Source organism: Mycobacterium sp. (assembly GCF_049585075.1).
GTDB lineage: Bacteria > Actinomycetota > Actinomycetes > Mycobacteriales > Mycobacteriaceae > Mycobacterium.
In genome coordinates this window covers 1-24,969 of record NZ_JBAUZA010000195.1, presented here as the reverse complement: position 1 = coordinate 24,969, position 24,969 = coordinate 1, and the positions used below count along the sequence as shown (strand labels likewise).

The window sequence follows — 24,969 nt, the reverse complement described above, 5'->3', positions numbered from 1 at the left end:
TCTGCATCGTCGCCGGCGCGGGACTCATGTGTCGGCCCGTAGCAGTAGTACGCCGCTTGGTGTGAGGCCGCCACTGCTGACCACGCCGACGCGGGCGTCGGCGACCTGCCGCGGCCCGGCTTCGCCGCGCAGCTGGCTGACGGCTTCATGCAGCAGACCCATGCCATGCGTACGGCCGTGCGACAACTGACCGCCATGCGTGTTGAGTGGCAGCTGGCCGTCGCGGGCGATGTTCTTACCGCCGTCCAGGAATTCCTTGGCCTCACCGATCCGGCAGAACCCCAACGCTTCAATCCAGGACAGGCAGTTCATGGTGAACCCGTCGTACAACTCGGCGACGTCGACGTCTTCCGGCCGCAGCGAGGTACGCGACCACAGATGCGCCGACTGGCCGAGCACCTGCGGCTCGTGAGTCAATGTGCTTTGGTCCCAGTCAATTCGCTCGATAATCTGCGTGCCCACCGCCTCCACCAACACCGGCGGCTTGGCCATGTCGCGGGCGGCGTCGACGGCCGACACGATGACGGCGATGGCCCCGTCGCACGGCACGTCACAGTCGTAGAGCCCGAACGGTGTGGTGATCGGACGGGCGTTCAGGTAGTCGTCCATCGTCATCGGAGACCGGTAGACCGCCGACGGGTTGAGTTCGGCATTGGCGCGCTGGTTCAACGCAATCCAGCCCAGCGTTTCCTTCGTCGTGCCGTACCGATGGAAGTGGCGCTGCGCGTTCTGCGCCAATGTGTGGGCCGCCGAGGTGGCGCCGAACGGCATCAGCCAGTCGGCTCTGCGGCCCATCGACGGAACGATCTTGCCCTGCTTCATCTGCTCGTTGAAGGTGGCCTCCCACAGCGTCCGGAAGCACAGCACGTGACGCGCCAGGCCGCCGGCGACGGCAAGCATCGCCGCGATCACCGAGCCGCCCGGGCCAAAGGTTTCGATGCCGCCGTTGTGCCATGTCGGCCGGATGCCCAGCGCCGCTTCCAGCGCCGTGACGCCTCCTTCACCGAAACCGCCGAGGTTGCCGCCGCCGGGATAGGTTGACAGGCCGTCGATGTCGTCGAATGTCAGGCCGGCGTCGGCGATCGCTGCCTCGCAGGCAGCCACCGTCAGCGACAGCGGCGGCACCATCAAGCGGCGCCCGATCTCCGACATGCCGATCCCGGTGAGCGCCACTTTGTCTTCGAATTTCTCCGGCGTGAGCATCGAGCGGACGTATTCACCGAAGCGCTCCGGAGCGATTTCGTCGATGGGCAGCGCGGCGGGCCGGGTGTCTTCAATGGGACGGAACAGCGGCAGCCACACGTCTTCGGCCTGCTCGAAGACGACCTCAACTTGCTGACCGAGCTGCAGTTGCTCTGGGTCGCAGTCAATGATGTTGGTGGTCAGCCGAACTCGCGGGTCTTCGGCGATCGCTACCTGGGCGACGACATAGGGCGCGGGTAAGCCCGGCAGGCTGAACCGGTGGTTGACGGTAAATCCTGCCAGCGTCGCCCGGCCCGACACCGCTCGTACCTCCAGGCGGTGCGAGCGGCAGTAGCGGCAAATCGGCGCCGGCGGATGGATGAGCGCCGAGCAGTCGGTGCATTCCTGCAGCCGTAGTGTGCCGTCGGCGCCTGAGCGCCAGAAGAATTCAGTCTCGTCGGTGACCAGCGGCGCTGGGCGTCCGGTGTTCTGCGTCAACGCGTGAAACCCCACTCTGCTTCGTTGGCCTCGGTTTTGAGGTGCGCGGCGGGATCGTCGTCGTCGCGCAAGTCTGGGCGGCGAACACTGGGTTTGAGATCACCGATCTCGGTGATCGCGTGCACCGGGCAGTCCAGCAGTGCGTTCATCACCGCCTGCTGGTCGGTTTCGGCCACGGTGCCGTCACCGGTCAAACACGCGTATCCCCAGTCGTCGAGGGAGAAGTAGCCGGGCGCATGCTTGGCGCAAATACCGAAGCCGTCGCAGACCGTGCGGTCGAGGCGAATTTTCATGCCTGCGTCACCACTTCCGCCTCGTAGGGACGGTCGGCGCGGAACGGCCCGTTGCTGCAGCCTTGGCAGGCGCCTTCCAGATGGCGCGCGACCTCATCGGGAAACTGAGCGAGCAGGCTTGCCGCGACGTTTGTTGCGGCGTCCAGGGTCGCGCAAGCACCGCGCCCGCGCAGCACCACCGACCAACGGCGCAGCCGCTCTACGTCATCCACAGTGGCGGCGCCGTCGCGCAATGCGCCCGCGGCGGCGGCCATCGCCGCCGTCCCGTTGAAACAGGAGCCGCACTGGCTGGCGTTTTCACGATCGAAGTAGGCCAACACCGCGGCGGCTACCGCGACCGGGCAGTCGTCGGTGATTACCGAGATCGCGCCGCAGCCCAGGCCGCTGCCGAACCGGCGAAACGTCTCATGGTCCAGCGATGTCTCAAGCACTCGTCGGTCGAGCAGGCCGGCGAAGTACCCGCCCATCAGCGCGCCCCGCACTCGGTCTGGTGAAATTCCGTGCAGGGCAAGCAGTTCGGTGAAGGGTAGGCCGTGTGGCAGTTCGTAGAGCACCGGCGGTCGTCCCGCTCCGGTGATGGTCGCCAGGAACGTGCCCGGCGACAGCGGGGTGCCTTGGGAGCGGAACGCAGCCGAGCCGTTGCTCTGCAGGAAGGGCAGGTTGGCCAGCGTTTCGACGTTGCTGACCAGCGTGGGCCGTTCTGCGACGCCGGCCTCGAACGGGCGCGGTGGCTTGTCCGTCGGCTTGGCCGGGCCGCCGTTGATCGCCTGGACCGCGGCGGTTTCCTCGCCGGCCACGTACCCGGATTGCACCGTCACCAGCTCGAGTGTGATGCCGTGCAGTTCGGAGCCGAGCTCCGCCAGCGCCGCTTCGACGCTGCGGGCCGATTCGTGGTCGGACACGTAGACGTAGGCGCTGTCGGCGGCCACGATCGCCGCCGCCAGCCGCAGCCCGTCCAGAACCAGGTGCGGGCGGTTGCGCACTAGCCAGCGATCCTTGATCGAAGCCGGTTCTCCCTCTTCGCCATTGGCGACGACGACGGCGCCGCCCGCGCGGCTCCCGTTATCGCGAACCGCGCGCAACTTCACCGCGAGCGGGAAGGCAGCGCCGCCGCGACCGACCAGCCCGCTGGACTCGACCTCGTTCAGGAGTGCGTCGGCGCCGGCCAATGGCCGGTAGCCGCCATGTGTCCGGTACGTTGCGAGGTCCTCGCGGGTTTGGGGTTGCTCGCCTAGCAGCCGGGGCGGGCAACCCGGAGCGGTCGCCACGGTGACCGGTTCGGTGGGAGTGGTTATCTGGCCGGTGTTCATGACCTAGCTCGCCGTCCCTGCAGTTACGCTTTCGCACATGCGGACTGCCGTGGTGCGCGTCAACATCGACCCCGATGGACGATTCACGCATGCGCGGCTACGAGAGGGCATGGTGGTCCTCCTTGGGCTCGTAGGCGAGGCGGGTGTCGATGTGGTGGAAAGCGACCTCACGACGATGCCGACCGGTCGCCGAGAGGTGCAATTGCTCATCGCTGCCGAAGATGCGGGTGTGGCCAAACGCACGGCAATCGAGTTGTGCACCAAGGCTTTTGGTGATTCGACTTCGCCGGGCGTGGTGACCTTTGTCAGCAGAGGAACCGACGACGACGCGCACGGTGTGTTGGCTGGGTTCGGGCTCACCGGCGAGATCGTCCGAGCCCCCGGCGACGACGGCTACGACATCGTCTACGTCACGTTGCGCGAGGAAGACCTGGAACGTATTCCGGAGAGCCGTGTCCACACAGCCTTGGAAGCCTCGCTCAACTGCGAGGTCCACATTCGCACTGTGTAGTACACCGCGAGACATCACGAGCGCAGGAACTCCAGGATCGCCGGGGCCGCCTGCACCCAGGTGTCGAACATGTTGAAGTGCTTCACCTTGCCCGCGGCGCGCTCTTCGGAGGCACGCTCCCACGCATCCTCCGGCCACGGCGGGTCGATCAACTTCGAACCCTTGATCAGGCAGCTGACTTCCAGCGACGTCCGCTTGGGATGGTCCATGTCGTTCTCGCCGCCACGAATGATCAACGTGGGAACCTTTATGCGATCGAACATTTCGTCCTCGACGCCAGGAATCGTCTGTCCCGGCTTGGAAACGAACGCGTTGAGCCAGCGCAGCATCACCTTGAGGAACTCGTCGGAGTCGAAGTCGAGGAACCGCTGCTTGTTGGCTGGGTTTTCGTCGATGCGGTCGCGCCACTCCTGCACCTTGACCACGCCGTCCATTCCGGTACCTCGCACCGCAAGGATGCTGGGGATGATGTAGAAGGAACCGAGTACGAAGGTGCCGTAGATGCCGCCGACAATGTTCCACACCACGAGCTTGGTGACCATTTCCGGGTAGAGCATCGTGGTGAGCATGGAATCCCTTGCCCCACCGGAGCCTCCAGCGAGGATGCAGCGCTCGAAGCCCAGCCCTTTGACCAGCTTGTGCAACGTCTCGGCGCGCATGTGGGATTCGCTTTGCCCGTAGAACTGCACATCGGATGCGCCGCAGTTGGGCCGGTCCCACAGCAGCACCCGGTAGCCGCCGGCGGCCAGGGCATCGGCCAGCGGACGTAGGCCTTCAATCTCCTTACTGAACCGGCCGCCCGGCGTCAGGGCAATGAGATCGCCGGAATCACCAAGGATTTCGTAGACGACGTTGCCACCATTCACCTCAATAGACGCCACGCAATTCTCCTGTAGGTCAGGCCATCACCAGAACGTCGTCGCCGACGACGCGCACCGGGTAGGTGCGAATGCTCCACTCGGGCTTGACCGCGGTCGTGCCGGTCGCGAGCTCGAAACCCCATTGATGCCAAGGGCAGTAGATGTACTCCAGGTCGCGAACCATGACGGCGTCACCCGCGGCCGTCTCGTCCACGACGGTGCGGCCGCGGGTCCGCCCCGAGCACAGCGGGCCGCCCTGGTGTGGACAGTAATTCGCGATGGCGTAGAAGATTCCGTTGACGTTGTACACACCCACACCGTGCCGTCCGATCGGCACCAGCTTGTGCTTGCCCGGAGGAATCTCGTCCACGGTCGCCACAATGTGTTCACGGCCCTGTGCGAGGCGAGGCTGGGGCCGCTCGGTGGCTGCCCCACTCTCTTCAGAACTCAACTCAGAACACCCGGACTTGGCCCTCGAGGACGGGAACCGTCTCCGGAAGGTGATAGGTCGCAATGCCGTTCTTGTACATGATCGATTCGCGCGCGGCCTTAGGCAGATGCTTGACCACCCAGCGCGGGTCGTCGAAGGTCCAGTGCGGGTAGTCGGAGGAGTACAGCAGGATCTTGTCGGCCTCCATCCACTCCATCGCGCGGGTCGACTCCGTCTTGTCCTCGGGGTAGTCCAGCGGCTGCGTGGTGAACTTGATGTGGTCCTTGACGTAATCGGACGGCTTGCGCTTGATCTCCACTCGTGACTTGCGGGCCTCATAGATCGAGTCCATGCGCCACATCAGCGGCAAGATCCAGCTGAAGGCGTGCTCCACGAAGACGATCCGCAAGGTCGGGAAGCGGTCGAAGACGCCGTCGAAGATCAGGCTCATCACCTGGTTGGCCGCCAGCAGCGAGTAGGTCACCATGAAGTCGTGGTTGTAGCTGGGAAAGCCCACCGGCGGCGTCGGCAGCAGCTCGTAGGTGCCGCGCGACAGGTGGCAGCTGACGGTGATGTCGTGCTTGGTGGCGGCCGCCCAGATGGGGTCGTACTTCGGGTGGCCCCATGACGGTCTCGGCTCGGCTTTAATCAGAATCTGGGCCATGTACGGGTGCCCCGCCCACTTCTCGATCTGTTCAACGGCGCCTTCGGGGTCTTCGATCGCCACGCAGATCGACCCGCGCCAACGTTCGTGCCAGTTGTTGTGGCTGTCGAGCCAGTGGTTGTTCTGCCAGTCGTTGAGTGCGCTTGAATACGCCTGGTTGGCTTCCGGTAGACGCGGCGTGCGGCCGGCGGGCTCCAGGATCGCGATGTCGGAGCCCGCTTCCATGATCAGCTGGCGGAACGCCATGTCCGGGTCGCTGCCCGGGAACTCGCCGTCAGGCGGGAAGGTGTCGGTGCGCATCGCGAAGGCGTGCGCGTAGTCAGGGGCGTCGTAGTAAATCAGCTCGCCGATCTTGTGGTCGAGGAAGAATTTGCTGCGCCACGGCTCGGGGATGTACGGGGTGATTTCGCCGCGCTTGGGCACCGGGTGGACATCCGAGTCGACACACCGAACGGCGATGCGCTCCTTGGCTGGAACGCGTTCCTGCATGTGAGTCAATGTCATTTCGACCTCCTCAGCCTTCTTCTATTCTGCGACTAGCCCGCCGCGAGGTCGACAGAAATGTCGATTCCGTACAGGTTGGCCGCGTTGCGCCAGCACACCTTCTCGCGCTGCTCGGCCGACAGCGCCTTTGGCAGCTTGTGGATGTCACCGCACTGCCAGTGCGGATAGCTGGAACCGAACATCACCATGTCTTCTTTGCCGGTGAAGCCGAACCACTCGCCGGCGAACTCGACGTCGCCCGGACCGTCGAGGCTGCCCTGGACGAAGTACACGTGTCCGGGCAGGTAATCGCTGGGGATCCGGGGCGCCCACGGGGTCTGCTCGAGGTGCGGACGGCCGAAGGTGTCCATCCGCCAGATGAACGGTGTAACGAAGTCCGCAGCGCCGTCGGCCCAGACGAACTTGAGGCCGGGCCAGCGCTCGAAGACGCCCTCGGCGATCATGTTCATCAGGTGGTACAGGTAATTCAGCGCCATGAAGCTGACGTACTGCTCATAGGTGAGTGTGTTGCCGGACGGGGTCGGGGGAAAGCCGATGCCCTCACCCGTTTCGATGTGAACCGCCACAGGGAGATTGGCGTCGGCTGCGGCTTCCCAGAGCGGCCAGAATTGCGGCTTGCCGTACAGCTCGCGGGACTGCAATGGGACGGCGATCTGAACCACCCGCGGGTGTGCGCGCCACTTCTCGATTTCGCGCAGGGCGCCGGCGATGTCGTCGGGGTTCACCCGGATTGTGCCGCGGAACCTGTCACCGAACTGGGCGGACTCCAGCCATTTCGACACCATCATCTCGTTGTGGGCCGCGTGCAGGGCGCTGCCCAGGTGTCGGTCCGGCATGATGCCGCGCCCCATCGGATGTAGCACCGCCACATCGACGCCGCGCTTCGTAAACATTTCGTTGCCAACGAATTCCGGATCCGAGCCCGGGTATTGACGGTCCGGTCCCTCGGTGTTCGGCGCGTACTCGCCGCCGGGCGCCCCGTACCAGTCCATCTCGTAGTCGGGGAAACCGCGACTCTTGTAAGGCTCGCGCATTACTGAGCGCAGTTCCTTGTTGGACGAGAAGAAGATGTGCACGCTGGCGTCGATCAGCGGCGTCCGGGTTCCGTCCGGGTGCTCGATCACCTAAACCACCCTTCGCGGCGCCGACGACTGTGTCGCGCCTGCTGGCCATACGCTAGCCAATCTAACATTCTCGTTCGTCGCCAATCAACAGGGTTTCCGGTAAGCGTTTCGATTAATCATCACGCCTGCTAGTGGTCACAATTGCGAGCAGCACGTGAAGCGTTGTTCTTCGTAATTGACAATATCATTCTCAGGTACGCCACGGCAGGGACGCGGGGCCTACCGTGACGCCGGCGGCTCGTTCGATCGGTTTGATCGCCGCGGTGAAGTCCGAATCAGCCCCCTCGTCGTGCAAGGCGGTTTCCCATAGCCGCCCGACCGCCGCAGCGATCTCGACGGGCACACCAATCGACTGTGCTTCGTCGAGATACAGCCGTACGTCTTTGACCATCAGCCCGGTGGCAAAGCCGTAGTCGAACGTGCGCGGAAGAATCGCGCGCGGGAACTTGTCTCGGCTCGCGCTCGTCGCGCCAGAGCCCGCGTTGACTACGTCGATCATGACGCCTGGATCGAGTCCGGACTTCACGCCCATCACGACGACTTCTGATGTTGCAACGAGCACTGTCGCCGCCAGGATGTTGTTGGCCAGCTTCATGGTTTGCGCTGAACCGGGCGTCTCGCCGATGTAGAACGGCTTGCCGATCGTCTCGAGCGACTCCTTGAGGATGTCGAATTCGGTGCGGGGGCCGGAGACCATCAGGGCGAGGGTGCCATTTTCGGCTCCGCTTACCCCGCCGCTGACCGGGCTGTCGAGCGCAGCGATGTTGCTTCTGGCGAGGGCGCCGTGGATCTGTACCGCTGTTTGGCGGCCGATTGTCGAGAGGTCGATATAGCGCTTGACCCGGGAGCCGTCGATCACGCCACCGACCCCGGTCGCGACCTCGAGTGCGACTTGCGGGGAGGGCAGGCTGGCCATGACGGTTTCAGCGAGGTCGGCGACCTCCTTCGGCGACGACGCGGGCTGGGCCCCGAACGCGACAGCCCGGTCGAGAGCTTCGGAGCTGGTGTCGAAGGCGACGATTCCGCGATTGGCTCGAATGAGGCGTCGTGCCATCGGAAAACCCATGTGGCCCAGGCCGATGAAACCGATCTCCATTGCGACCGCCTAGCGTTCCAGCGAGATTGTTACTGTGCCAATAAGAGAATAGTATTCTCACAGTACGTTAACTGAGCTAAGGAGCTGGCCGGAATGCTGCTGGAATTCGACGCCGATCAGCGGCTCTGGCAGGAAACGGTGCGTGACGCCGTCGGCAAGCAGTGCCCGCCGACGCTGGTCAGAGGGGTTGCCGAAGACGGCGTGGACCCGACGCCGGTCTGGAGGGCCTATATCGAGCACGGCTGGACCGAGATGAGCGATCCGGAAACCGCCGTCGAGCTGGCCATCGTTTTGGAAGAGCTCGGTCGCGCCACCGATCCCACGCCGTTTCTGGCGACGATGAGCCAGTTCGCGCCGCTGGCGGGGGCTCGGTTCGACCCGCAGGCATCGGGGACCGCCGTCTACACGGGCGTGACAGCGCATCGGGACGACGACGGCTGGGTGTTGGACGGCACGGCGGAGCATGTGCTGGACGGGGATCGTGCCGAGTGGTTGGCGGTAGTGACTGATGCCGGGGTGTTCATCGTCAGCGCAGCCGAGGTGGCGGGGCAGGTAACCAGGCGACGCAAATCGGTGTTCGACCCGGTGCTGCACATCGCCGAGTTGAGTTTTAGCCACGTTCGGGTACCGGACACCGCACGGGTCAGTGTCAATGCGGAGCGGGCGCGGCATATCGCGCTGATGGGTATGGCGATAACGATGGTCGGTGCCTGCCAACGCATTCTGGATCTGGTCCTTGATCACGTGCGTAGCCGGCACCAATTCGGGGTGCCGATCGGCTCGTTCCAAGCGGTCCAGCACAAGGCCGCCGACATGCACGTCGCGGTAGAACGGGCGCGGGCGCTGGCCTATTACTCGGCGCTGACGATCGCCGAAGACGATCCGCGTCGGCGACTTGCGGCCGCGATGGCGAAAGCTGCTGCGGGCGAATGCCAATCGCTGGTGTTCCGGCACGGCCTGCAGCTGTTCGGCGCGATGGGCTTCACCTGGGAGAACGATGTGCAATTCGCGCTGAAGCGGGCGAAGGCGGGCGAGCTCATGCTGGGTGGGGCCGCCGAACACCGAGCGATGATCACCGAGGAGTACCGTGCAGCTCACGTTTGATCCCGAAGTCGAGGCTTTTCGCGCGGAGTTCGTCGCCTTCCTCGACGAGCACGCGCCTGCTACCGCGGCTGAAGCGTTGGAGCGGCCAAAATCGGTGTCGCACATGCCGGATTGGGCGCGTCGCTGGCAGCGGCTGCTGTTCGACAACGGCTGGTTGCTGCCCACTCAGCCGCCGGAGTTCGGCGGCCGCAACGCCACGGTCTTGCAGCAGTATGTCTACCTCGAGGAGCTGTGCCGACGGCGGATCTACCACAGCTTCAACCCGCAGGGCGTCAATATCATTGCAGCGTCGCTGATCTCGTTCGGCAGCGACGAGCAGAAGCAACGTTGGGCAGTTCCGATCCTGCGTGCCGAGATCACGGCTTCATTGGGGATGAGTGAGCCCAGCGCCGGTTCGGATCTGGCGTCGCTGCGCACGAAAGCCGTCCGTGACGGTGATCATTTCGTGGTCAACGGCCAAAAGGTGTGGACGTCGGGGGCGCACGACGCGGACGTACTGCTGACCTTCGTGCGAACCGATCCAGATGCGCCTAAGCACAAGGGGATCAGCGTGTTGCTGATCCCCACCGACACTCCCGGCGTGGTACGTCGGCCGTTTCCGTCCATCTGCGCACAGGACGATCTGGACTTCAACGAGGTGTTCTTCACCGACGTGCGAGTGCCGGCCGAAAACCTCGTCGGCCCGCTCAACCAGGGTTGGCGGGTGGCCAACGGGTCGCTCGGGCACGAACGCACGATGATGTGGCTGGGATTCGCCGATCGGCTGGACAATGTGCTCGCCGACTTCCATCCCACCAACGCACTCGAACGTGACCAGTACGCCAGCACGCTGATGGACTATCAGGCGCTGCGCCTCCTCGGGTCGGTGGCCCTGGCCCGTGCCGCCCGCGGCGAGGAAGACGTGCCCGCCTTGTCCGTGCTGAAGGTGCTCGGCTCCGAAGCCGAACGAGAAGCATGCGAACATGCCTTGGCAGCAGCGGGATCCGACGGCTTAGCGCATCCCACGCTGACCGGTCCGTATGCGCCGATGAACCTCGACCACTACTTTGCCAGTTGGTTCGAGCGGTACGCCCGCAGCTTCGGGGGGACGATCGCCGGCGGCACGTCGGAGATCCAGCGCAACATCATCGCGCAGCGGGTACTCGGATTGCCTACCGGCTAAGCAGCTTCCATGAGCGGGGCTCTTCACCGTTGGCCTCACAGGCACGTGTCACATCAGCAACAGGAGTACCTGCGGTGTGCGGTGTGCGTTGTGCCCGCCTCTGAGCGACAAATCCACGGCGCCAAATCCGCTGCACAGCTTAAGTTGTCGCTCAGAGGCGGGCAGATTGTGTGTCGCCTCCACCTAGAGATCTGTGGGGCGGATGTGACTGCTGCGGCGCAACACTCAGTAGGGCCAAGATACGACTTTTCACAACAGTCTCACGTTCGACGATCGAGCCGCTCAGTCGATGACGGCGGCTTCTTTGCGCTCGGTGATCGGCCGGGCCAGCTCCTGCTCGTCGCAAATCCGTTGCAGCTTCTCCAGAGTTTCATCGAGGCCCGCGCCGAGTCGGTGGCCGGGGGTGAAGGTTGCCGGCAGGTGTCGCATGCCCTGGATGACGCCGATCGTTTCGTAGTGCACGGTGCCTTCCGGGTCGCACTGGTAGTCCGGCATCCGGTCGAGCACCGCGGTGAGCATGGATTTGAATACCGTGCGCGCCACGTTGGAGCCGATGCAGCGATGTACACCGAGGCCGAAGCTGAAGTGTCGGTTGCCTTTACGGTCCATGACGATTTTGTTGGGTTCGGCGAAAACCGACGGATCGCGGTTGGCCATCGCCCAGGAGATCCACAGCCGCTCGCCCTCTTTGAACTGTGTTCCTTCGATCTCGACATCGTCGGAGAAGGTCCGCCCGTCGCCGGGCGCCGGGGTGAAGTAGCGCAGGAATTCCTCGGTGGCGGGATCAAGCAGGGTGTCACGCTCGCGGCTGAGCCGCTCGCGCTGCTCGGGATGCTGCGACAGCCATTCCAGCGAGTGGGCGGTCAGGGCCGTAGTGGTGTCGAAACCGCCGCCGATCACCAGGCCGAGGTTGCCCATGATCTCGAGATCAGGAGCGGGCTCACCGTCGATGCGCAGCTGGATGAGAGCGTTGACGATGCCCGGCCGCGGATTGTCCCGGATCTCGATCATGTTGTTCAGCAGATCCAGTCCCATTTCACGGTGCATCGCGTTGACGCGCTCGAGATCTGGGGAGTGCTCGGGCGTGTACAACGCGGCATGCGTGGGCTCGCTGTACATCGACCATTTCTTCAGCGGGACACCCAAGATGGCCAGTGTGAGTACTGCGGGCACGACGTTGGCGAGGTCGTCGACGAAGTCGATGCGGCCCTGCTCGATCTTTTCGTCGAGGCACGCTCGCGTCACGTCGTCGATGAATGGCTGCCAACGTTTGACCGCCGCTGGAGACAGGTAGGGGTTGAGCACGTTGCGGTAGGTGCGGTGCTCCGGCTCGTCCATCTCGAGGATTCCACCCCGAACGCCGCTGGCGCGTTTTGCCACCGGGATCGAGATGCCTTGGTAGCCACGGCGTTCGCCGTTGATGTCGTGATCATTTGAAACCACAGGGCAGCGCGCGAGTTCGAACACCGCCTGGCTTCCTCCGGCGACCCAGTGCCCGTCATACGTGTCGGTCCACGCGACCGGGCACTTGGTGTGGATCTCCTCGGTGATCTCCTCGAATTGGGTTCGATATTCGGGAGTGTGCCGGTCGAAGTGAATCCGGTTCTTCTTGCGATCGCTGTCGCTCACGATGCCGTCGACGCTCAAGGCCTCGTCTCCTCGACGAAAATGGCTTGTTCAGGGCAGGACTGAGCGGCTTCCCGGACGGCGTCTTCCTGGTCGGGCGGAACGTCTTCCGAGGCCGCCGACGAATGACCTTCGATGTCGTCGAGCACAAAGGAATCCGGCGCGATCATCGAGCACAACGTGTGGCCCTGGCAGCGATCTGAATCAACCCGAACTTTCATAACTTTCCCCTACGTACGGTAGTCGTACCACTTGAGGTATCCGCCGGCATCGACGCGCAGCTGCATGCCCGTCACATATCTGGCCTCGTCCGAGGCCAGCCACAGCACCGCGTTGCTGATGTCCTCTGGTTCGACGTACGGAACCTTCATCGCCTGCTGCACACCGAAAACCGGCTCGGCGTCGGTGCGTGTCGGGTTCTCCAGATCCGGCCGGAACGAACGGTACATCGGCTCGCTTTGCAGCATGTCGGTATTGGTGTTTGTCGGATGAACGACGTTGGCACGAATCCCGAGAACCGAAAGTTCGGTGGCCAGATCGTGCACATAGCTCGACAGGGCACGCTTGGAGTGCACGTAGGCCATCCCGCCCGGGTCGTTGCCGGGATTGTCTTTCTTCGCGGTGTCCATCAGTGCGGCGGTGGATCCGGTGGCGATGATCGACGCCCCCGCTCGAAGATGCGGCAGCGCAACCTGAATCGCGTTGATCGTCCCGATCAGGTTGGTGTTGATCACGTCGCACCAGGCCTGCAACGGCGGCTGGCCCTTCATGCCGGCGATGCCGGCCTGAGCCACCACGATGTCAAGCTTGCCGAGCTCGGCCAGGCCGGTTTCCAATGCGGTGCGCAGTTGTCCGGCGTCCCGAACGTCGGCCTGCGCGATCACCACTTTTTGGCTGGTCTTCTCGATCAGGCGGGCTGTCTCGTCGAGGTCTTCCGGTGTGGCCATTGGGTATCCGATGGTGTCGACGTCACGACACAAATCGACGGCGATGATGTCGGCGCCTTCCTCGGCTAACCGCACAGCGTGAGAGCGGCCCTGGCCGCGCGCCGCACCCGTGACGAATGCGACTTTTCCCTTGACCCGGCCTTCGGCGCGTTGTCCCAACGGGTTTGTCCTTTCAGGTGTTTCGGCCGCCATTGACGCCGAGTATCTGACCGGTGATGTAGCCGGCTTCCTCCGAGATCAGGAAAGCGCAGGCGGCGGCAATGTCCTCGGGCTTGCCAATCCGGCGTACCGGCGTTGCCGCGATGGTCTTCTCGATGTCGCCGAGATTGCCGCGTTCCTCGGCGGCACGCAGCATCGGGGTGTCGATGAACCCCGGCGGCACCGCGTTGACGGTGATGCCGTTCGGTCCGTACTCCAGGGCCAGCGACTTGGTCAGTCCGTTGACCGCGGATTTGGCGGCCACGTAATGGGACATATACGGAGCGCCGGAGTGAGTGCTCGAGGAGGAGATGTTGACGATGCGGCCCCAGCCGGCCTCGAGCATGTCGGGCAGCACCGCCTGGATCATGTGGAAGACCCCGTTGAGGTTGACATCGATCAGCCGTTGCCAATCCGCGAACTCGATGTGGTTGAAGCGTTTGAACCCGTCCAAGCCCGCGGCGTTAACCAATACGGTGACCGGGCCCAGCTGCTCGCGGATGCCGGAGAGCGCGGCGTCGACTTGCGATCGGTCGGTCACGTCCGCGGTGAAGGCGAAGGGTGTCTCCGACGGCTTGAGGTCGACGGTCGCGACTTGGTAGCCGTCTCGGCGCAACCGCTCGGCAATGGCCAGGCCGATTCCCGAGCCGCCGCCTGTGACGACGGCTGTTGTCACGTGGGCACTCCATCGGAGACCTGCACAGGCACTAAGAATCTCCCTTCCGATTATGAGAACCTTACTCTCACGTTACAGCCGCTCGCAAGGTGAGTCAGAAACCCCGTTTTTCCTGCGAAAATACTGAGGATCGGGACCGTCCGAACGCCTTGTGAGCATGGCAGTCTCGTTTCTCTCGATCGGTTGAATTCTCGTGTCCGGAATGTAAGATTCGCCCGGGATGAGAATGAAATTATCCACGTGTTGAGGAGCCGGAATGCCATCGCAGGACCGCGCGGCGACCCCAGTGGGCGCTAGCCCACGGACGGAGGGGCGGGAGGGGGCCGACGGCGGGTCCGAGCCGCACGCCGACAGGCGGTTGCTGATCGATGGTCGGCTGGTCGGCACCGACAGCGTCTTCGCGTCGATCAACCCCGCCACCGGTGAGGTCATCGGTCATGCTCCGGATGCCGGCCTCGACGAGGCGGAGGCGGCCGTTGCCGCGGCCCGGCGGGCGTTCGACACCACAAGTTGGTCGACCGATGTCTCGCTGCGGGTTCGTTGCCTCGAGCAGCTGCATCAGGCGCTGTTGGACCACGCCGACGAATTGCGCGACCTCACGATCGCCGAAGTGGGCGCCACCCGCGCACTGACCCACGGGGCTCAGCTGGACGAGCCGATCAAGATCGCGCGCTATTACGCCGACCTATTGCGCAGCTATCCCATGACCGAGGAACTCGGCGAAATCGAATCGCGCGGTATGCGACACCGCCGCTGGGTGGAGAAAGAGGCCGCCGGGGTGGTCGGAGCGATCATCGCCTACAACTACCCAAATCAGTTGGCGCTGGCCAAGTTGCCGCCCGCGCTGGCCGCCGGCTGCACCGTGGTGCTCAAGGGCGCGCCGGACACCCCGCTGGTCACGCTGGCACTGGGAGAGCTGATCGCTAACCACACCGACATCCCACCTGGCGTGGTCAACGTTCTCAGCTCGTCGGATCCGGCTGTCGGAGAAGCGCTGACCACCAGCCTCGACGTCGACGTGATCACGTTCACCGGGTCGACACCGGTCGGCCGCCGGATCATGGCCGCGGCAAGCGGGACCATCAAACGCGTCTTCCTCGAGCTGGGTGGTAAGTCGGCGGCGATCATCCTCGATGACGCCGACTTCGCGAACGCCGGCATGTTCGCGGCCTTTTCCATGGTCACCCACGCCGGGCAAGGTTGTGCGCTGACGTCGCGGCTGCTGGTGCCGCGCAAGCACCATGACGAGATCGTCGAGTTGATCGCGCAGAACTTCGCCAAGGTCCGCCATGGCGACCCGGCCGATCCGAAGACCTACATGGGACCGCTGATCAATGAGCGCCAGCGGGACAAGGTCGACGGGATGGTGCAGCGGGCCGTTGCCGCTGGGGCCACACTCGTCACCGGGGGCCAGCGGTTAGGTCCGGGCTTCTTCTATGCGCCCACCCTCCTGACCAACGTCACCCCCGACAGCGAGATCGCGCAGCAAGAGATCTTCGGCCCGGTGCTGGTGGTGATCGCCTTCGACGATGACGACGACGCCGTGCGCATCGCCAACAACTCCATCTACGGTCTGGCCGGTGCGGTATTCAGCGCCGATCAAGAGCGGGCGTTGGCAGTGGCGCGACGAATCCGCACCGGATCGTTTTCGATCAACGGCGGCAACTACTTTGCCGCGGATAGCCCATTTGGGGGCTTCAAGCAATCCGGCGTCGGTCGGGAGATGGGGGTGGCCGGTTTGGAAGAGTTCTTGGAGCGCAAGACGTTTGCCGTGCCGGTTTCGGGAGCGGCCTGATGAAGCCGCTGGAAGGCATCCGCGTTCTCGAGGTCGCCATGTACGGGTTCGTCCCGTCGGCAGGTGCCGTGCTGGCCGAATGGGGCGCAGACGTAGTCAAGGTCGAGCATGCGGTGACCGGTGATCCGCAACGCGGTTTGCGGCAGACCGGCCTGTTGCGCGTCGAGGGCGACCCCAACCCCAACATCGAGCACGCCAACCGTTGCAAGCGCAGCCTCGGCCTGGATATGTCGGTGCCCGAGGGTCGTGAAGTGCTCTACGAGCTTGTCCGCCGCTCCGATGTTTTTCTCACCAGCTTCCTTCCCGCTCACCGGAAGAAGTTCGGCATCGACGTCGAGGACATTCGTAGGGTCAACCCGAACATCATCTACGCCCGCGGCAGTGCATTGGGTCCTCGCGGCGCGGAGTCGGAAAAGGGTGGCTATGACATGACGGCGTTCTGGTGTCGAGCCGGAACCGCCGCCACCATTACTCCGCCCGGGACCGAGGGCATGGTCGGTCCGCCTGGACCCGCCTACGGCGACACTATCTCCGGCACCAATCTGGCCGGTGGGATCGCGGCGGCGTTACTTAAACGTGAGCGGACCGGCGAACCATCGATCGTCGACGTATCGCTCTTGGGCAGCGGACTGTGGTCGCTCGGCCACACCGTTGCGTTGACAGTGCATCTCGGCCAGCGGATGGAGGCCTTCCCGCCCGGCGTGCACGGCTCCCCGATCAACCCTTTGGTAGGGCTATATGCGACATCCGACAACCGCTATATCTCTTTTGTAATGATGCAAGCCAGTAAGTTCTGGGCCGATGTGTGCCGCCATATCGACCAACCAGAACTGGCAGACGACCCGCGGTTCGATACCGATGAGAAAATCGCCGCGAATACCGCAGAGGCGGTGCAGATTCTCAGTAAGGCGCTTGCTTCCCGCAGTCTCGCGGAATGGAGTGAACGCTTCGCGACATTGGCCGGGCCGTGGGCACCGGTGCAGGACACCTTGCAGGCAGCCAACGACGCTCAGATCAGGGCAAATGAATATGTCGTGCAGGCAGGCGAACTCGAGTTAGTAGCCAACCCAGTGCAATTCGACGTAGCCGCACCTGTATCCAGACCGGCTCCCGGGTTCGCCGAGCAGACCGACGAAATTTTGATGGAGCTCGGATTGGACTGGGACCGCATCATCGAGCTCAAAACTATCGGTGCCGTCACTTAATTCGGAGGTCGCTCGGTTGTCAATTTCCACTCCCGCTGCACGCGGCATGAGTCATAATCGCCGAACGCTCAAGAAGCGGGGTTTGTTCGGCCCGAATTGCTCGGGCGCACCAACTCACGCGGACTACACGGAGGCACTGGCGTGAGGATGGTAGGCAGCGATGGCGACTAAGGGGGCGGAGCGCTGGTCCTCCGGAATTAGCTTGCCAAGTGGCTTATCCGGGGCGATGCAAGCCGTCGGCGGGCTGTTCGCGATGTCGGCCGATGCGATCAGGTTTGCGTTCCGCCGCCCCTTTCAGTGGCGTGAGTTTCTGGAGCAGTCCTGGTTCATCGCGCGTGTTGCGTTGGTTCCGACGTTGTTGGTGGCCATCCCGTTCACGGTGTTGGTGAGCTTCATTCTCAACATCCTGTTGCGTGAGTTGGGTGCCGCGGATCTGTCCGGTGCGGGTGCGGCGTTCGGCGCGGTCACTCAGGTCGGCCCGCTGGTGACGGTGTTGATCGTGGCCGGTGCTGGTGCGACGGCGATGTGTGCGGATCTTGGCTCGCGCACTATCCGCGAGGAGATCGACGCGATGGAGGTGCTGGGCATCAACCCGGTGCAGCGGTTGGTGACGCCGCGGATGCTGGCGGCCGGTCTGGTCGCGCTGTTGCTCAACAGTCTGGTCGTGATCATCGGGATCGTCGGCGGCTACGTGTTCTCGGTGTTCGTGCAGGACGTAAACCCGGGCGCGTTCGCCGCGGGGATCACGTTGTTGACCGGGGTGCCCGAGGTGATCATCTCGTGTGTCAAGGCGGCCCTGTTCGGTGTCATCGCCGGCCTGGTGGCGTGTTACCGCGGACTGACCGTCTCCGGCGGGGGTGCCAAGGCGGTAGGCAATGCGGTCAACGAAACCGTGGTGTATGCGTTCATGGCGCTGTTCGTGGTGAACGTGGTCGTTACCGCGATCGGCATCCGATTCTCGACGAAGTGATGGGACGGCTGCGATGACGTTGATCAAGTCGTTGAGAGCGACTTATCCCCGAACGTTTGGGACACTTGGCCTGTGGCGCAAACCCGTTGCCACTTTGGGCTCGATCGGCGACCACACGTTGTTCTACGGCAGGGCCCTTGCCGGCATCCCTTTTGCGATCACCCGCTACGGGCGGGAAATCATTCGCCTCGTCGCTGAAATCAGCATGGGCGCAGGGACTTTGGCGATGATCGGTGGAACCGTAGTCATCGTCGGGTTCCTGACGCTGGCTGCTGGCGGCACGCTTGCGGTGCAAGGGTATAGCTCGCTGGGCAATATCGGCATCGAGGCGCTGACCGGGTTCTTGGCGGCATTCATCAATGTGCGCCTGTCGGCGCCGGTGGTCGCCGGGATTGGCTTGGCGGCGACCTTCGGTGCCGGCGTGACGGCGCAATTGGGTGCGATGCGGATCAGCGAAGAAATCGATGCGCTGGAAGCGATGGCGATTCGGCCGATTTCGTATCTGGTCAGCACCAGGATCGTCGCGGGAATGCTCGCGATCACGCCGCTTTACAGCATTGCGGTCATTTTGTCGTTCCTGGCAAGCCAATTCACCACAGTTGTGCTGTTCGGCCAATCCGGGGGTCTCTACAACCACTACTTCGACACCTTCCTGAACCCCATCGACTTGCTGTGGTCGTTCTTGCAGGCCATCTTGATGGCGATCGCCGTCCTGTTGTTACATACGTACTACGGATATTTCGCGTCAGGCGGACCGGAGGGTGTCGGTGTCGCAACCGGTAATGCGGTCCGCACCTCGCTCATCGTCGTCGTATCGGTAACGCTGCTGATTTCGCTTTCGATCTACGGCTCGAACGGAAACTTCAACCTCTCGGGGTAAGGGAAAGATCCGATGGAACACACTGGGATACGCGCATTGACGGGGCTGGTGACCGTCGCGGTGATCATCGCCATCGTCTTCGCCGCCGTATTACAGTTCCGGGGCAGTTTCAACGACAGTGTGCCCGTTTACGTGGTCTCGTCGCGTGCCGGCCTGGTGATGAACGTCGATGCGAAGGTCAAGATGCGCGGCGTGCAAGTAGGCAAGGTCGATTCGATTTGCGTTGTTAGTCGCGATAATGCGTGCGGCTTGCACTCGCAGCCGCCGCCGTATGGTCAGGCCGTCCTTCACCTGGCGATGGACCCGTCGGCGATGGATCCGCGGCAGCACCCCCCACTGATTCCGGCCAATGTGGGCGTCGACATCACAGCGCCCACGGTGTTCGGCGCCAAGTTCGTCGAGCTGATCCCGCCGGCTGAACCGTCGAAACAAGCCCTGCCGAGCGGTCAGGTGCTCGATAGCCAACATGTCACGGTTGAGATCAACACGGTGTTCAAACACCTCACAGAGGTACTGGGCACGCTCGACCCGGCGAAGCTCAACGAGACTCTTGGGGCTATCGGGCAGGCGCTCAGCGGCCGCGGCCAAAAGATCGGTCAGGCGTTCAGCGATCTGGATTCGTTTCTGGCGAAGTTCGATCCGAGCCTCTCCGCGCTGAGCCACGACCTCGCTGTTTCCGCGCCGGTTTTCAACGCCTACGCCGACGCGGCGCCAGACCTGGTGAAAACCGTTGCTAATTCGGCAAGGATCAGCCAGACGTTTGTCGACGAGCAACACAACCTCGACGCGCTGCTGGTTAGCGCGATCGGCTTGGCCGACGTCGGCAATGACGTCCTATCCGCCAACAGGAAGGGCTTGACGGATGTCATCCATCTGCTACGGCCGACCACCGATCTGACCAACGAGTACAACAAAGCGCTGTGGTGCGGTTTCCGGGCTCTCGGAGACGACGGGAAGTGGCCGCCGTTGTCGGAACCGAGCATCAATATTCTTGCGAGCCTCACATGGGGGGCCGAACGTTATCGGTATCCGACTAACCTGCCCAAGGTCGCCGCCACAGGCGGCCCGCAATGCCTGGACCTTCCGAACCATCCCTTCAACACCAACGCGAAGCTTCTCGTCACAGATACCGGTGCCAACCCGGTGGTGTACGGGAACCAGCAGTTGCTGCTGAACTTCGATGGCCTCAAACAGTTGTTGTATGGGCCGATCGCCGGTCCGCCACGCAACTCGGCTGGCGTCGGGAACCAAGGATGAGGGGCTCACTGCGCGCGACGCTCATCAAGTTCGGTGTCTTCGCCGTCGTGATGGCGGTGCTGACCGCGTTTCTGTTCTTCATTTTCGGCCAGTACCGCACCGGTGCGACAACCGGGTATTCGGCGGTCTTCAACGACGCGTCACGACTGAAGACCGGAAATTCGGTGCGGGTCGCCGGTGTTCGGGTGGGCACCGTCAACGGGATCTCGCTGCAGCCGGACAAAAAGGTGGTGGTCAAATTCGACGCCGACCGTAGCGTCGTGCTCACCGACGGCACCAAGGCGGCGGTTCGGTATCTCAACCTGGTCGGTGATCGTTACCTCGACCTCTCTGATGGCCCGGGCTCGACCAGGCGGCTGCCGGCTGGGGCCCAGATTCCGGTCGACCGCACCGCGCCGGCGCTTGACCTCGACCTGCTGCTGGGCGGACTGAAACCCGTTGTGCAGGGCTTGAATGCGCACGATGTCAATGCGCTCTCGTCAGCGCTGTTGCAGATATTCCAGGGCGAGGGCGGCACTCTTCAATCGCTGTTTTCCAAAACGGCGTCGTTGTCGAATGCCTTGGGCGACAACGACCAAACGATTCAGCAACTAATCGAAAACCTGAACACCGTGGTAGCCACCCTCGACAAGGACGGCGGCAAGTTCTCCGCCGCCATCGATCGCCTCCAGCGGCTGGTCACCGGACTGTCTGACGACCGTGACACCATCGCGCCGGCTATCGACGCGTTGAGCAAAGGAACCGCCTCGTTGGCCGATCTGCTGACCAACGCCAGGCCACCGCTGTCCGGCACCATCGAGCAGCTCAGCCGGTTGGCCCCACTACTCGATAACGACAAAGACCGCCTCGACGCCGCGATTCAGAAAGCGCCAAAGAACTACCGCAAGCTGGTCCGACTCGGCGTATTCGGTGCCACCATCCCGTACTTCATCTGCTCGTTCGAACTGCGTGGGACCGACCTGCAGGGCAAAACGGTGATAGCCCCCTGGTTTAGGTCCGAAGCAAAGAGGTGTCAGGAACCCTGATGTTGAAATACGGCGGAACTGGGCTGATTAAGGCGGGCTTCATCGGCGCCGTCTTGATCGTGCTGCTCATCCTGGTGGGTCTGTCGCCCGATCGGCTTATGTCGTTGGCGACGTCCGTCCGATACCAGGCGTTGTTTTCCGAAGCCGGCGGGCTTGCGGTGGGCAACGCTGTGACGGTGTCGGGAATCAAAGTCGGCACGGTGTCGGATGTGTCGTTGCGCAACGGCGATGCACTGGTCATGTTCACGATGAAGGGCAACGTTCCGCTCGGAACGGACACCAGCGCGCACATCCGCACCGGCACACTGCTGGGCGAGCGGGTGCTGACATTGGAGTCGGCCGGAAGCGGAGTGATGCATCCGTTGGATGTCATCCCGATATCCCGCACAGGTTCGCCGTACTCGCTGACCGACGCGGTCAGCGACTTCACGTCGTACGCCGGCGACACCAACACCGCGACCTTGAACCAGTCCCTCGACACGCTGTCAGCGACCCTCAACCAGATCGCCCCACAGTTGGGTCCCACGTTCGACGCGGTCACTCGGCTATCGCGAAGCCTCAACAGCCGCAACCAATCCCTGGGCGCACTACTCAAGAGCGCCAGCGACGTCACCGGAATCCTGTCCGAACGCAGCCAACAGGTCAACAAGCTCATCCTCAACTCCGATGACCTGCTTCAGGTCTTGGTGACGCGCCGACAAGAGATCGTCTCGCTGTTGGCCAACACCTCGACGGTGGCCAAGCAGCTGACCGGATTGGTGCACGACAACGAAAGTAAGTTGGCGCCCACGCTGGAGAAGCTGAATTCAGTGACCGCGATGCTGGAAAAGAACCGCGACAACATCAGCAAAGCACTGCCCGGCCTCGCGAAATTTGAGATCACGGTGGGCGAGGCGATCTCCAGCATGTACGCCTACTCGGCGTTCGCCCCGAACGCCGCTCTTCCGGAACTCTTCGGGCCGTTCCTGGATTACCTGTGGGGATTCCGCACCTTCGACACCGGGCGCGGCCCGGGCTTCCCGTCACCGGTACCGCGGTCGTTGGTGCCGCAACTGTACAACGGCATTCCGCCGTGCTCTGGCTGTACGTTGGGCGGACGCAGGGGAGGGGGGCAATGATCTCCCGGATGCCTCGGGTCCCGCGTAACAGGCTCACGGCGATCGCGGCGGTCGTACTGGCCGCGCTGATTGTCGCCGGCACCGGACTGATTGTGCGTGACGTGTTCTTTGGCCCGAAGACCATCACCGCTTACTTCACCAGCGCCACCGCGATTTACCCGGGCGATCAAGTGCGGGTCTCCGGTGTCAAAGTCGGCACGATCAAGTCGATCCAGCCCGCGGGCACGCAGGCCAAGATGATCCTCAAGGTCGACCACGGCGTGTCGATTCCGGCGGACGCGAAAGCAGTCATCGTCACCCAGAATTTGGTGGCTGCCCGCTACGTCCAATTCACTCCCGCCTACCGGAACACCGGTCCGGTCATGGCCGACGGGGCGGAGATACCGGTGCAACGCACGGCCGTGCCGATTGAGTGGGACCAGGTCAAAGCCCAATTGATGCGGCTGGCAACGGATTTGGGACCAAATGACAAGGTGTCCACACCGGCGATATCGCGCTTCGTCGACAGCGCCGCCAACGCGCTACAGGGCAACGGCGACAAGCTGCGGCAAACCCTCGCTCAACTGTCAGGCGTGGGACGCATCCTCTCCAACGGCAGCGGCAACATCGTCGACATCATCAAGAATCTGCAGACCTTCGTCACCGCGCTGCGCGACAGCAACGTCCAAATCGTGCAGTTCAACGACCGGCTGGCCACCCTCACCAGCGTGGTCAACGACAGCAAATCCGACCTGGACGCGGCGCTGACCGATCTGTCGACGGCAGTAGGTGAGGTGCAGCGATTCATCGCCGAAACCCGCGACCAAACCAGCGAACAGGTTGCCCGATTGGGCGATGCCCTCCAGCCGATCGTCGATCAGCACATGGCTCTGGAGAACATTTTGCACGGCGCGCCGACCGCGCTTAGCAACTTCTTCAACGACTACAACGCCGACACCGGAACCATTGTGGGCGGGTTCGGGCTCATCAACGAGGCCAATCCTACGTGGGCGGGCATGCTTTTTCCGCTGCCCGTCCCCGGCTGCACGCAATTGCAGACCGTCGAGAGCATCACCGCCGTCGAATCGGGCAAGCTGTGTGCGCTGTTTATGGGTCCCGGCATGCGGCAGCTCAACTTCAACAACGTGCCGTTCCCCATCAACGCGTTCCTCCAGAAATCGGTGGACCCGGCCAACGTTGTTTACAGCGAACCGCGCCTCGCTCCTGGCGGCGAGGGTCCGAAGCCCGGGCCCCCCGACATCCCGCCCGCGGTGTCGGCATGGACCGGGCTGAACGGTGACTCGGTGGTACCCGGGCCGGCGCCGTCGGTTCCGCTGCCGCGGATACCGGGCGCGGCAATGCCGCTGCCGCCGCCGCCGTCCACACCAGAACCCCCGCCCCCGCTGCTGCCGGCGGAAGGGGCACATCCATGATGGGCTGGCTGCCGGTTCGCCGGGTACTTGCGATCGGCTCCTGCGTGGTGCTGACTGCCACCGGGTGCGCGTTCCACGGCCTCAACTCGCTACCTTTGCCCGGCGCGGTGGGGCGCGGAGCGGGCGCTGACATCTATCACGTCGAGCTCGCGAATGTCTTGACGATGGAGTCGAATTCGCCGGTGATGATGGACGACGTCGTGGTCGGCAGTGTGGGCCCGATGAGGGTGAAGGATTGGCATGCCGACGTCGAGATCTCGGTGAAGCGCGATGTCGTCATCCCGGCCAACGTGGTGGCCAGCGTCGGTCAGACCAGCCTGCTGGGCTCCATGCATGTGGAGCTCAATCCGCCGCTTGGCCAACCCGGTACCGGGCGGTTACGCCCGGGCGCCACCATCCCGCTGAATCGTTCGTCGATCTACCCCTCGACGGAGCAAACGCTGTCGTCGCTGTCGCTGGTCGTCAATGGCGGCGGGCTGGGCCAGATCGGGGAGATCATCCACAATTTCAGCGCGGCCCTGTCCGGGCGTGAGGGTGCTGTTCGCGACTTGCTCAACCGGCTCGACACCTTTGTGGGGACGCTGGATGCGCAGCGGGACAACATCGTTACGTCGATCCAGGCGCTGAACCGGCTTGCCGAGACATTCGCAGGACAGCGCGACGTACTGACCGAGGCGCTGCGCAAGGTACCGCCCGCTCTCGAGGTGTTTATCAAGGAGCGGCCGCGCTTGACGGCGGCGTTGGATCACCTGCGCGCGTTCAGCGACACCGCCACCGGGCTGATCAACAACACTCAGGCCGATTTGGTCAAGAACCTGAAAAACCTGGAGCCGACCATCCGCGCGCTCGCCGACGTCGGCCCGGTGCTTGGCACGGCGCTCGCGGGGTCGACGGTCTTTCCGTTCACGCAGAACTTCGTCGACCGAGCCGTTCGAGGTGATTACTTCAATCTGCATTTACAGTTTGACCTGACTATTCCCAAGCTCAAGTCGGCTCTGCTGCTTGGGACGCACTGGGGACAACTAGGGGAACAGTTGGTACCCGCGCCCGGGGAGCCGTATTACCTGAAGTACACCTATGATCCAATGCAGCCCGGGGCCGCACAGGCGCCTGGTCCCGTGG

At 63.5% G+C, this 24,969-nt stretch carries 24 protein-coding genes; 12 read left to right on the top strand and 12 right to left on the bottom strand.

What is annotated here, in order from left to right:
• Positions 1–24 precede the first annotated feature (24 nt).
• Genes WB785_RS09315 through WB785_RS09305 form a run of 3 tightly spaced genes read right to left on the bottom strand, consistent with a single transcriptional unit; the run spans position 25 to position 3,283 of the window.
• Positions 25–1,695, bottom strand: coding sequence for a thiolase C-terminal domain-containing protein (locus WB785_RS09315; RefSeq protein ID WP_424078651.1), 1,671 nt, complete (start codon positions 1,693–1,695; stop codon positions 25–27).
• On the bottom strand, positions 1,677–1,973 hold the full coding sequence (locus tag WB785_RS09310; RefSeq protein WP_424078650.1) for a ferredoxin: 297 nt from the start codon (positions 1,971–1,973) through the stop codon (positions 1,677–1,679). Before WB785_RS09310 ends, WB785_RS09315 begins: the two co-directional genes overlap by 19 nt.
• A complete protein-coding gene (locus tag WB785_RS09305) occupies positions 1,970–3,283 on the bottom strand; it encodes an NADH-ubiquinone oxidoreductase-F iron-sulfur binding region domain-containing protein (RefSeq protein WP_424078649.1) in 1,314 nt (437 codons plus the stop codon). Before WB785_RS09305 ends, WB785_RS09310 begins: the two co-directional genes overlap by 4 nt.
• 37 nt (positions 3,284–3,320) lie before the next feature.
• Here WB785_RS09305 and WB785_RS09300 point away from each other — a divergent pair, with 37 nt between their 5' ends.
• Complete coding sequence (locus WB785_RS09300; RefSeq protein ID WP_424078647.1) at positions 3,321–3,794, top strand: hypothetical protein; 474 nt, start codon at positions 3,321–3,323, stop codon at positions 3,792–3,794.
• Between the two features lie 14 nt (positions 3,795–3,808).
• Here WB785_RS09300 and WB785_RS09295 read toward each other — a convergent pair whose 3' ends face one another.
• The 5 genes from WB785_RS09295 to WB785_RS09275 all read right to left on the bottom strand — a co-directional run bounded on the left by WB785_RS09295 (position 3,809) and on the right by WB785_RS09275 (position 8,472).
• Positions 3,809–4,675 carry an alpha/beta fold hydrolase gene (locus tag WB785_RS09295; protein ID WP_424078646.1) on the bottom strand — a complete coding sequence of 289 codons (867 nt, stop codon included), beginning with the start codon at positions 4,673–4,675 and terminating at the stop codon, positions 3,809–3,811.
• Positions 4,676–4,691: 16 nt separating this feature from the next.
• Positions 4,692–5,105: a Rieske (2Fe-2S) protein gene (locus tag WB785_RS09290; protein WP_424078644.1), complete on the bottom strand. Its 414-nt coding sequence runs from the start codon at positions 5,103–5,105 to the stop codon at positions 4,692–4,694.
• A gap of 1 nt (position 5,106) precedes the next feature.
• On the bottom strand, positions 5,107–6,252 hold the full coding sequence (locus WB785_RS09285) for an amidohydrolase family protein (RefSeq protein WP_424078643.1): 1,146 nt from the start codon (positions 6,250–6,252) through the stop codon (positions 5,107–5,109).
• A 32-nt stretch (positions 6,253–6,284) separates the two neighbouring features.
• Positions 6,285–7,376, bottom strand: coding sequence for an amidohydrolase family protein (locus tag WB785_RS09280; protein WP_424078642.1), 1,092 nt, complete (start codon positions 7,374–7,376; stop codon positions 6,285–6,287).
• Between the two features lie 190 nt (positions 7,377–7,566).
• On the bottom strand, positions 7,567–8,472 hold the full coding sequence (locus WB785_RS09275) for an NAD(P)-dependent oxidoreductase (protein WP_424078641.1): 906 nt from the start codon (positions 8,470–8,472) through the stop codon (positions 7,567–7,569).
• 93 nt (positions 8,473–8,565) lie between these two features.
• On the opposite strand from WB785_RS09275, the gene WB785_RS09270 reads away from it, so the two are divergent.
• Together WB785_RS09270 and WB785_RS09265 are read left to right on the top strand one after the other, a co-directional pair.
• Positions 8,566–9,576, top strand: coding sequence for an acyl-CoA dehydrogenase family protein (locus WB785_RS09270; protein WP_424078640.1), 1,011 nt, complete (start codon positions 8,566–8,568; stop codon positions 9,574–9,576).
• Positions 9,560–10,738 (top strand): acyl-CoA dehydrogenase family protein, encoded by a 1,179-nt coding sequence (locus tag WB785_RS09265; RefSeq protein ID WP_424078639.1) that lies wholly within the window; start codon positions 9,560–9,562, stop codon positions 10,736–10,738. Before WB785_RS09270 ends, WB785_RS09265 begins: the two co-directional genes overlap by 17 nt.
• Before the next feature lie 282 nt (positions 10,739–11,020).
• Here the strand turns inward: WB785_RS09265 and WB785_RS09260 are convergent, their stop codons facing one another.
• Genes WB785_RS09260 through WB785_RS09245 form a run of 4 tightly spaced genes read right to left on the bottom strand, consistent with a single transcriptional unit; the run spans position 11,021 to position 14,185 of the window.
• Positions 11,021–12,385 (bottom strand): cytochrome P450, encoded by a 1,365-nt coding sequence (locus tag WB785_RS09260; protein ID WP_424078637.1) that lies wholly within the window; start codon positions 12,383–12,385, stop codon positions 11,021–11,023.
• Entirely contained in the window at positions 12,382–12,585 is a 204-nt protein-coding gene (locus WB785_RS09255) for a ferredoxin (RefSeq protein WP_424078636.1), read from the bottom strand. The genes WB785_RS09260 and WB785_RS09255 overlap by 4 nt, the downstream gene beginning before the upstream one ends.
• 9 nt (positions 12,586–12,594) lie before the next feature.
• Entirely contained in the window at positions 12,595–13,470 is an 876-nt protein-coding gene (locus WB785_RS09250) for a mycofactocin-coupled SDR family oxidoreductase (protein WP_424078635.1), read from the bottom strand.
• A 13-nt stretch (positions 13,471–13,483) separates the two neighbouring features.
• Positions 13,484–14,185: an SDR family NAD(P)-dependent oxidoreductase gene (locus WB785_RS09245; RefSeq protein WP_424078633.1), complete on the bottom strand. Its 702-nt coding sequence runs from the start codon at positions 14,183–14,185 to the stop codon at positions 13,484–13,486.
• Between the two features lie 256 nt (positions 14,186–14,441).
• Between WB785_RS09245 and WB785_RS09240 the strand changes: the two genes are divergently transcribed.
• From WB785_RS09240 to WB785_RS09200, 9 genes are all read left to right on the top strand, one after another.
• The gene (locus tag WB785_RS09240; RefSeq protein WP_424078631.1) at positions 14,442–15,980 is read left to right on the top strand and encodes an aldehyde dehydrogenase family protein; all 1,539 of its coding nucleotides are present in this window, start codon (positions 14,442–14,444) and stop codon (positions 15,978–15,980) included.
• Positions 15,980–17,185 (top strand): CaiB/BaiF CoA transferase family protein, encoded by a 1,206-nt coding sequence (locus tag WB785_RS09235; RefSeq protein WP_424078629.1) that lies wholly within the window; start codon positions 15,980–15,982, stop codon positions 17,183–17,185. Before WB785_RS09240 ends, WB785_RS09235 begins: the two co-directional genes overlap by 1 nt.
• Before the next feature lie 160 nt (positions 17,186–17,345).
• The gene (locus tag WB785_RS09230) at positions 17,346–18,155 is read left to right on the top strand and encodes an MlaE family ABC transporter permease (RefSeq protein WP_424078626.1); all 810 of its coding nucleotides are present in this window, start codon (positions 17,346–17,348) and stop codon (positions 18,153–18,155) included.
• 13 nt (positions 18,156–18,168) lie between these two features.
• The gene (locus WB785_RS09225; RefSeq protein ID WP_424078625.1) at positions 18,169–19,035 is read left to right on the top strand and encodes an MlaE family ABC transporter permease; all 867 of its coding nucleotides are present in this window, start codon (positions 18,169–18,171) and stop codon (positions 19,033–19,035) included.
• 12 nt (positions 19,036–19,047) lie between these two features.
• Entirely contained in the window at positions 19,048–20,292 is a 1,245-nt protein-coding gene (locus WB785_RS09220) for an MCE family protein (protein ID WP_424078623.1), read from the top strand.
• Entirely contained in the window at positions 20,289–21,317 is a 1,029-nt protein-coding gene (locus WB785_RS09215) for an MCE family protein (RefSeq protein ID WP_424078621.1), read from the top strand. The genes WB785_RS09220 and WB785_RS09215 overlap by 4 nt, the downstream gene beginning before the upstream one ends.
• Complete coding sequence (locus WB785_RS09210) at positions 21,317–22,435, top strand: MCE family protein (RefSeq protein ID WP_424078620.1); 1,119 nt, start codon at positions 21,317–21,319, stop codon at positions 22,433–22,435. Before WB785_RS09215 ends, WB785_RS09210 begins: the two co-directional genes overlap by 1 nt.
• Positions 22,432–23,847: an MCE family protein gene (locus tag WB785_RS09205; protein WP_424078619.1), complete on the top strand. Its 1,416-nt coding sequence runs from the start codon at positions 22,432–22,434 to the stop codon at positions 23,845–23,847. The genes WB785_RS09210 and WB785_RS09205 overlap by 4 nt, the downstream gene beginning before the upstream one ends.
• A partial coding sequence (locus WB785_RS09200) for an MCE family protein (protein ID WP_424078618.1) occupies positions 23,844–24,969 on the top strand: 1,126 nt, incomplete at its 3' end. The genes WB785_RS09205 and WB785_RS09200, both read left to right, overlap by 4 nt.

Excerpts from the sequence above, each read along its gene's own strand:
- WB785_RS09215 (WP_424078621.1), top strand. The coding sequence starts at position 20,289 with ATGAGGGGCTCACTGCGCGCGACGCTCATCAAGTTCGGTGTCTTCGCC.
- WB785_RS09255 (WP_424078636.1), bottom strand. The coding sequence starts at position 12,585 with ATGAAAGTTCGGGTTGATTCAGATCGCTGCCAGGGCCACACGTTGTGC.
- WB785_RS09300 (WP_424078647.1), top strand. The coding sequence starts at position 3,321 with ATGCGGACTGCCGTGGTGCGCGTCAACATCGACCCCGATGGACGATTC.
- WB785_RS09220 (WP_424078623.1), top strand. The coding sequence starts at position 19,048 with ATGGAACACACTGGGATACGCGCATTGACGGGGCTGGTGACCGTCGCG.
- WB785_RS09310 (WP_424078650.1), bottom strand. The coding sequence starts at position 1,973 with ATGAAAATTCGCCTCGACCGCACGGTCTGCGACGGCTTCGGTATTTGC.
- WB785_RS09285 (WP_424078643.1), bottom strand. The coding sequence starts at position 6,252 with ATGACATTGACTCACATGCAGGAACGCGTTCCAGCCAAGGAGCGCATC.
- WB785_RS09210 (WP_424078620.1), top strand. The coding sequence starts at position 21,317 with ATGTTGAAATACGGCGGAACTGGGCTGATTAAGGCGGGCTTCATCGGC.
- WB785_RS09205 (WP_424078619.1), top strand. The coding sequence starts at position 22,432 with ATGATCTCCCGGATGCCTCGGGTCCCGCGTAACAGGCTCACGGCGATC.
- WB785_RS09225 (WP_424078625.1), top strand. The coding sequence starts at position 18,169 with ATGACGTTGATCAAGTCGTTGAGAGCGACTTATCCCCGAACGTTTGGG.
- WB785_RS09305 (WP_424078649.1), bottom strand. The coding sequence starts at position 3,283 with ATGAACACCGGCCAGATAACCACTCCCACCGAACCGGTCACCGTGGCG.
- WB785_RS09235 (WP_424078629.1), top strand. The coding sequence starts at position 15,980 with ATGAAGCCGCTGGAAGGCATCCGCGTTCTCGAGGTCGCCATGTACGGG.
- WB785_RS09240 (WP_424078631.1), top strand. The coding sequence starts at position 14,442 with ATGCCATCGCAGGACCGCGCGGCGACCCCAGTGGGCGCTAGCCCACGG.
- WB785_RS09230 (WP_424078626.1), top strand. The coding sequence starts at position 17,346 with ATGGCGACTAAGGGGGCGGAGCGCTGGTCCTCCGGAATTAGCTTGCCA.
- WB785_RS09270 (WP_424078640.1), top strand. The coding sequence starts at position 8,566 with ATGCTGCTGGAATTCGACGCCGATCAGCGGCTCTGGCAGGAAACGGTG.
- WB785_RS09275 (WP_424078641.1), bottom strand. The coding sequence starts at position 8,472 with ATGGAGATCGGTTTCATCGGCCTGGGCCACATGGGTTTTCCGATGGCA.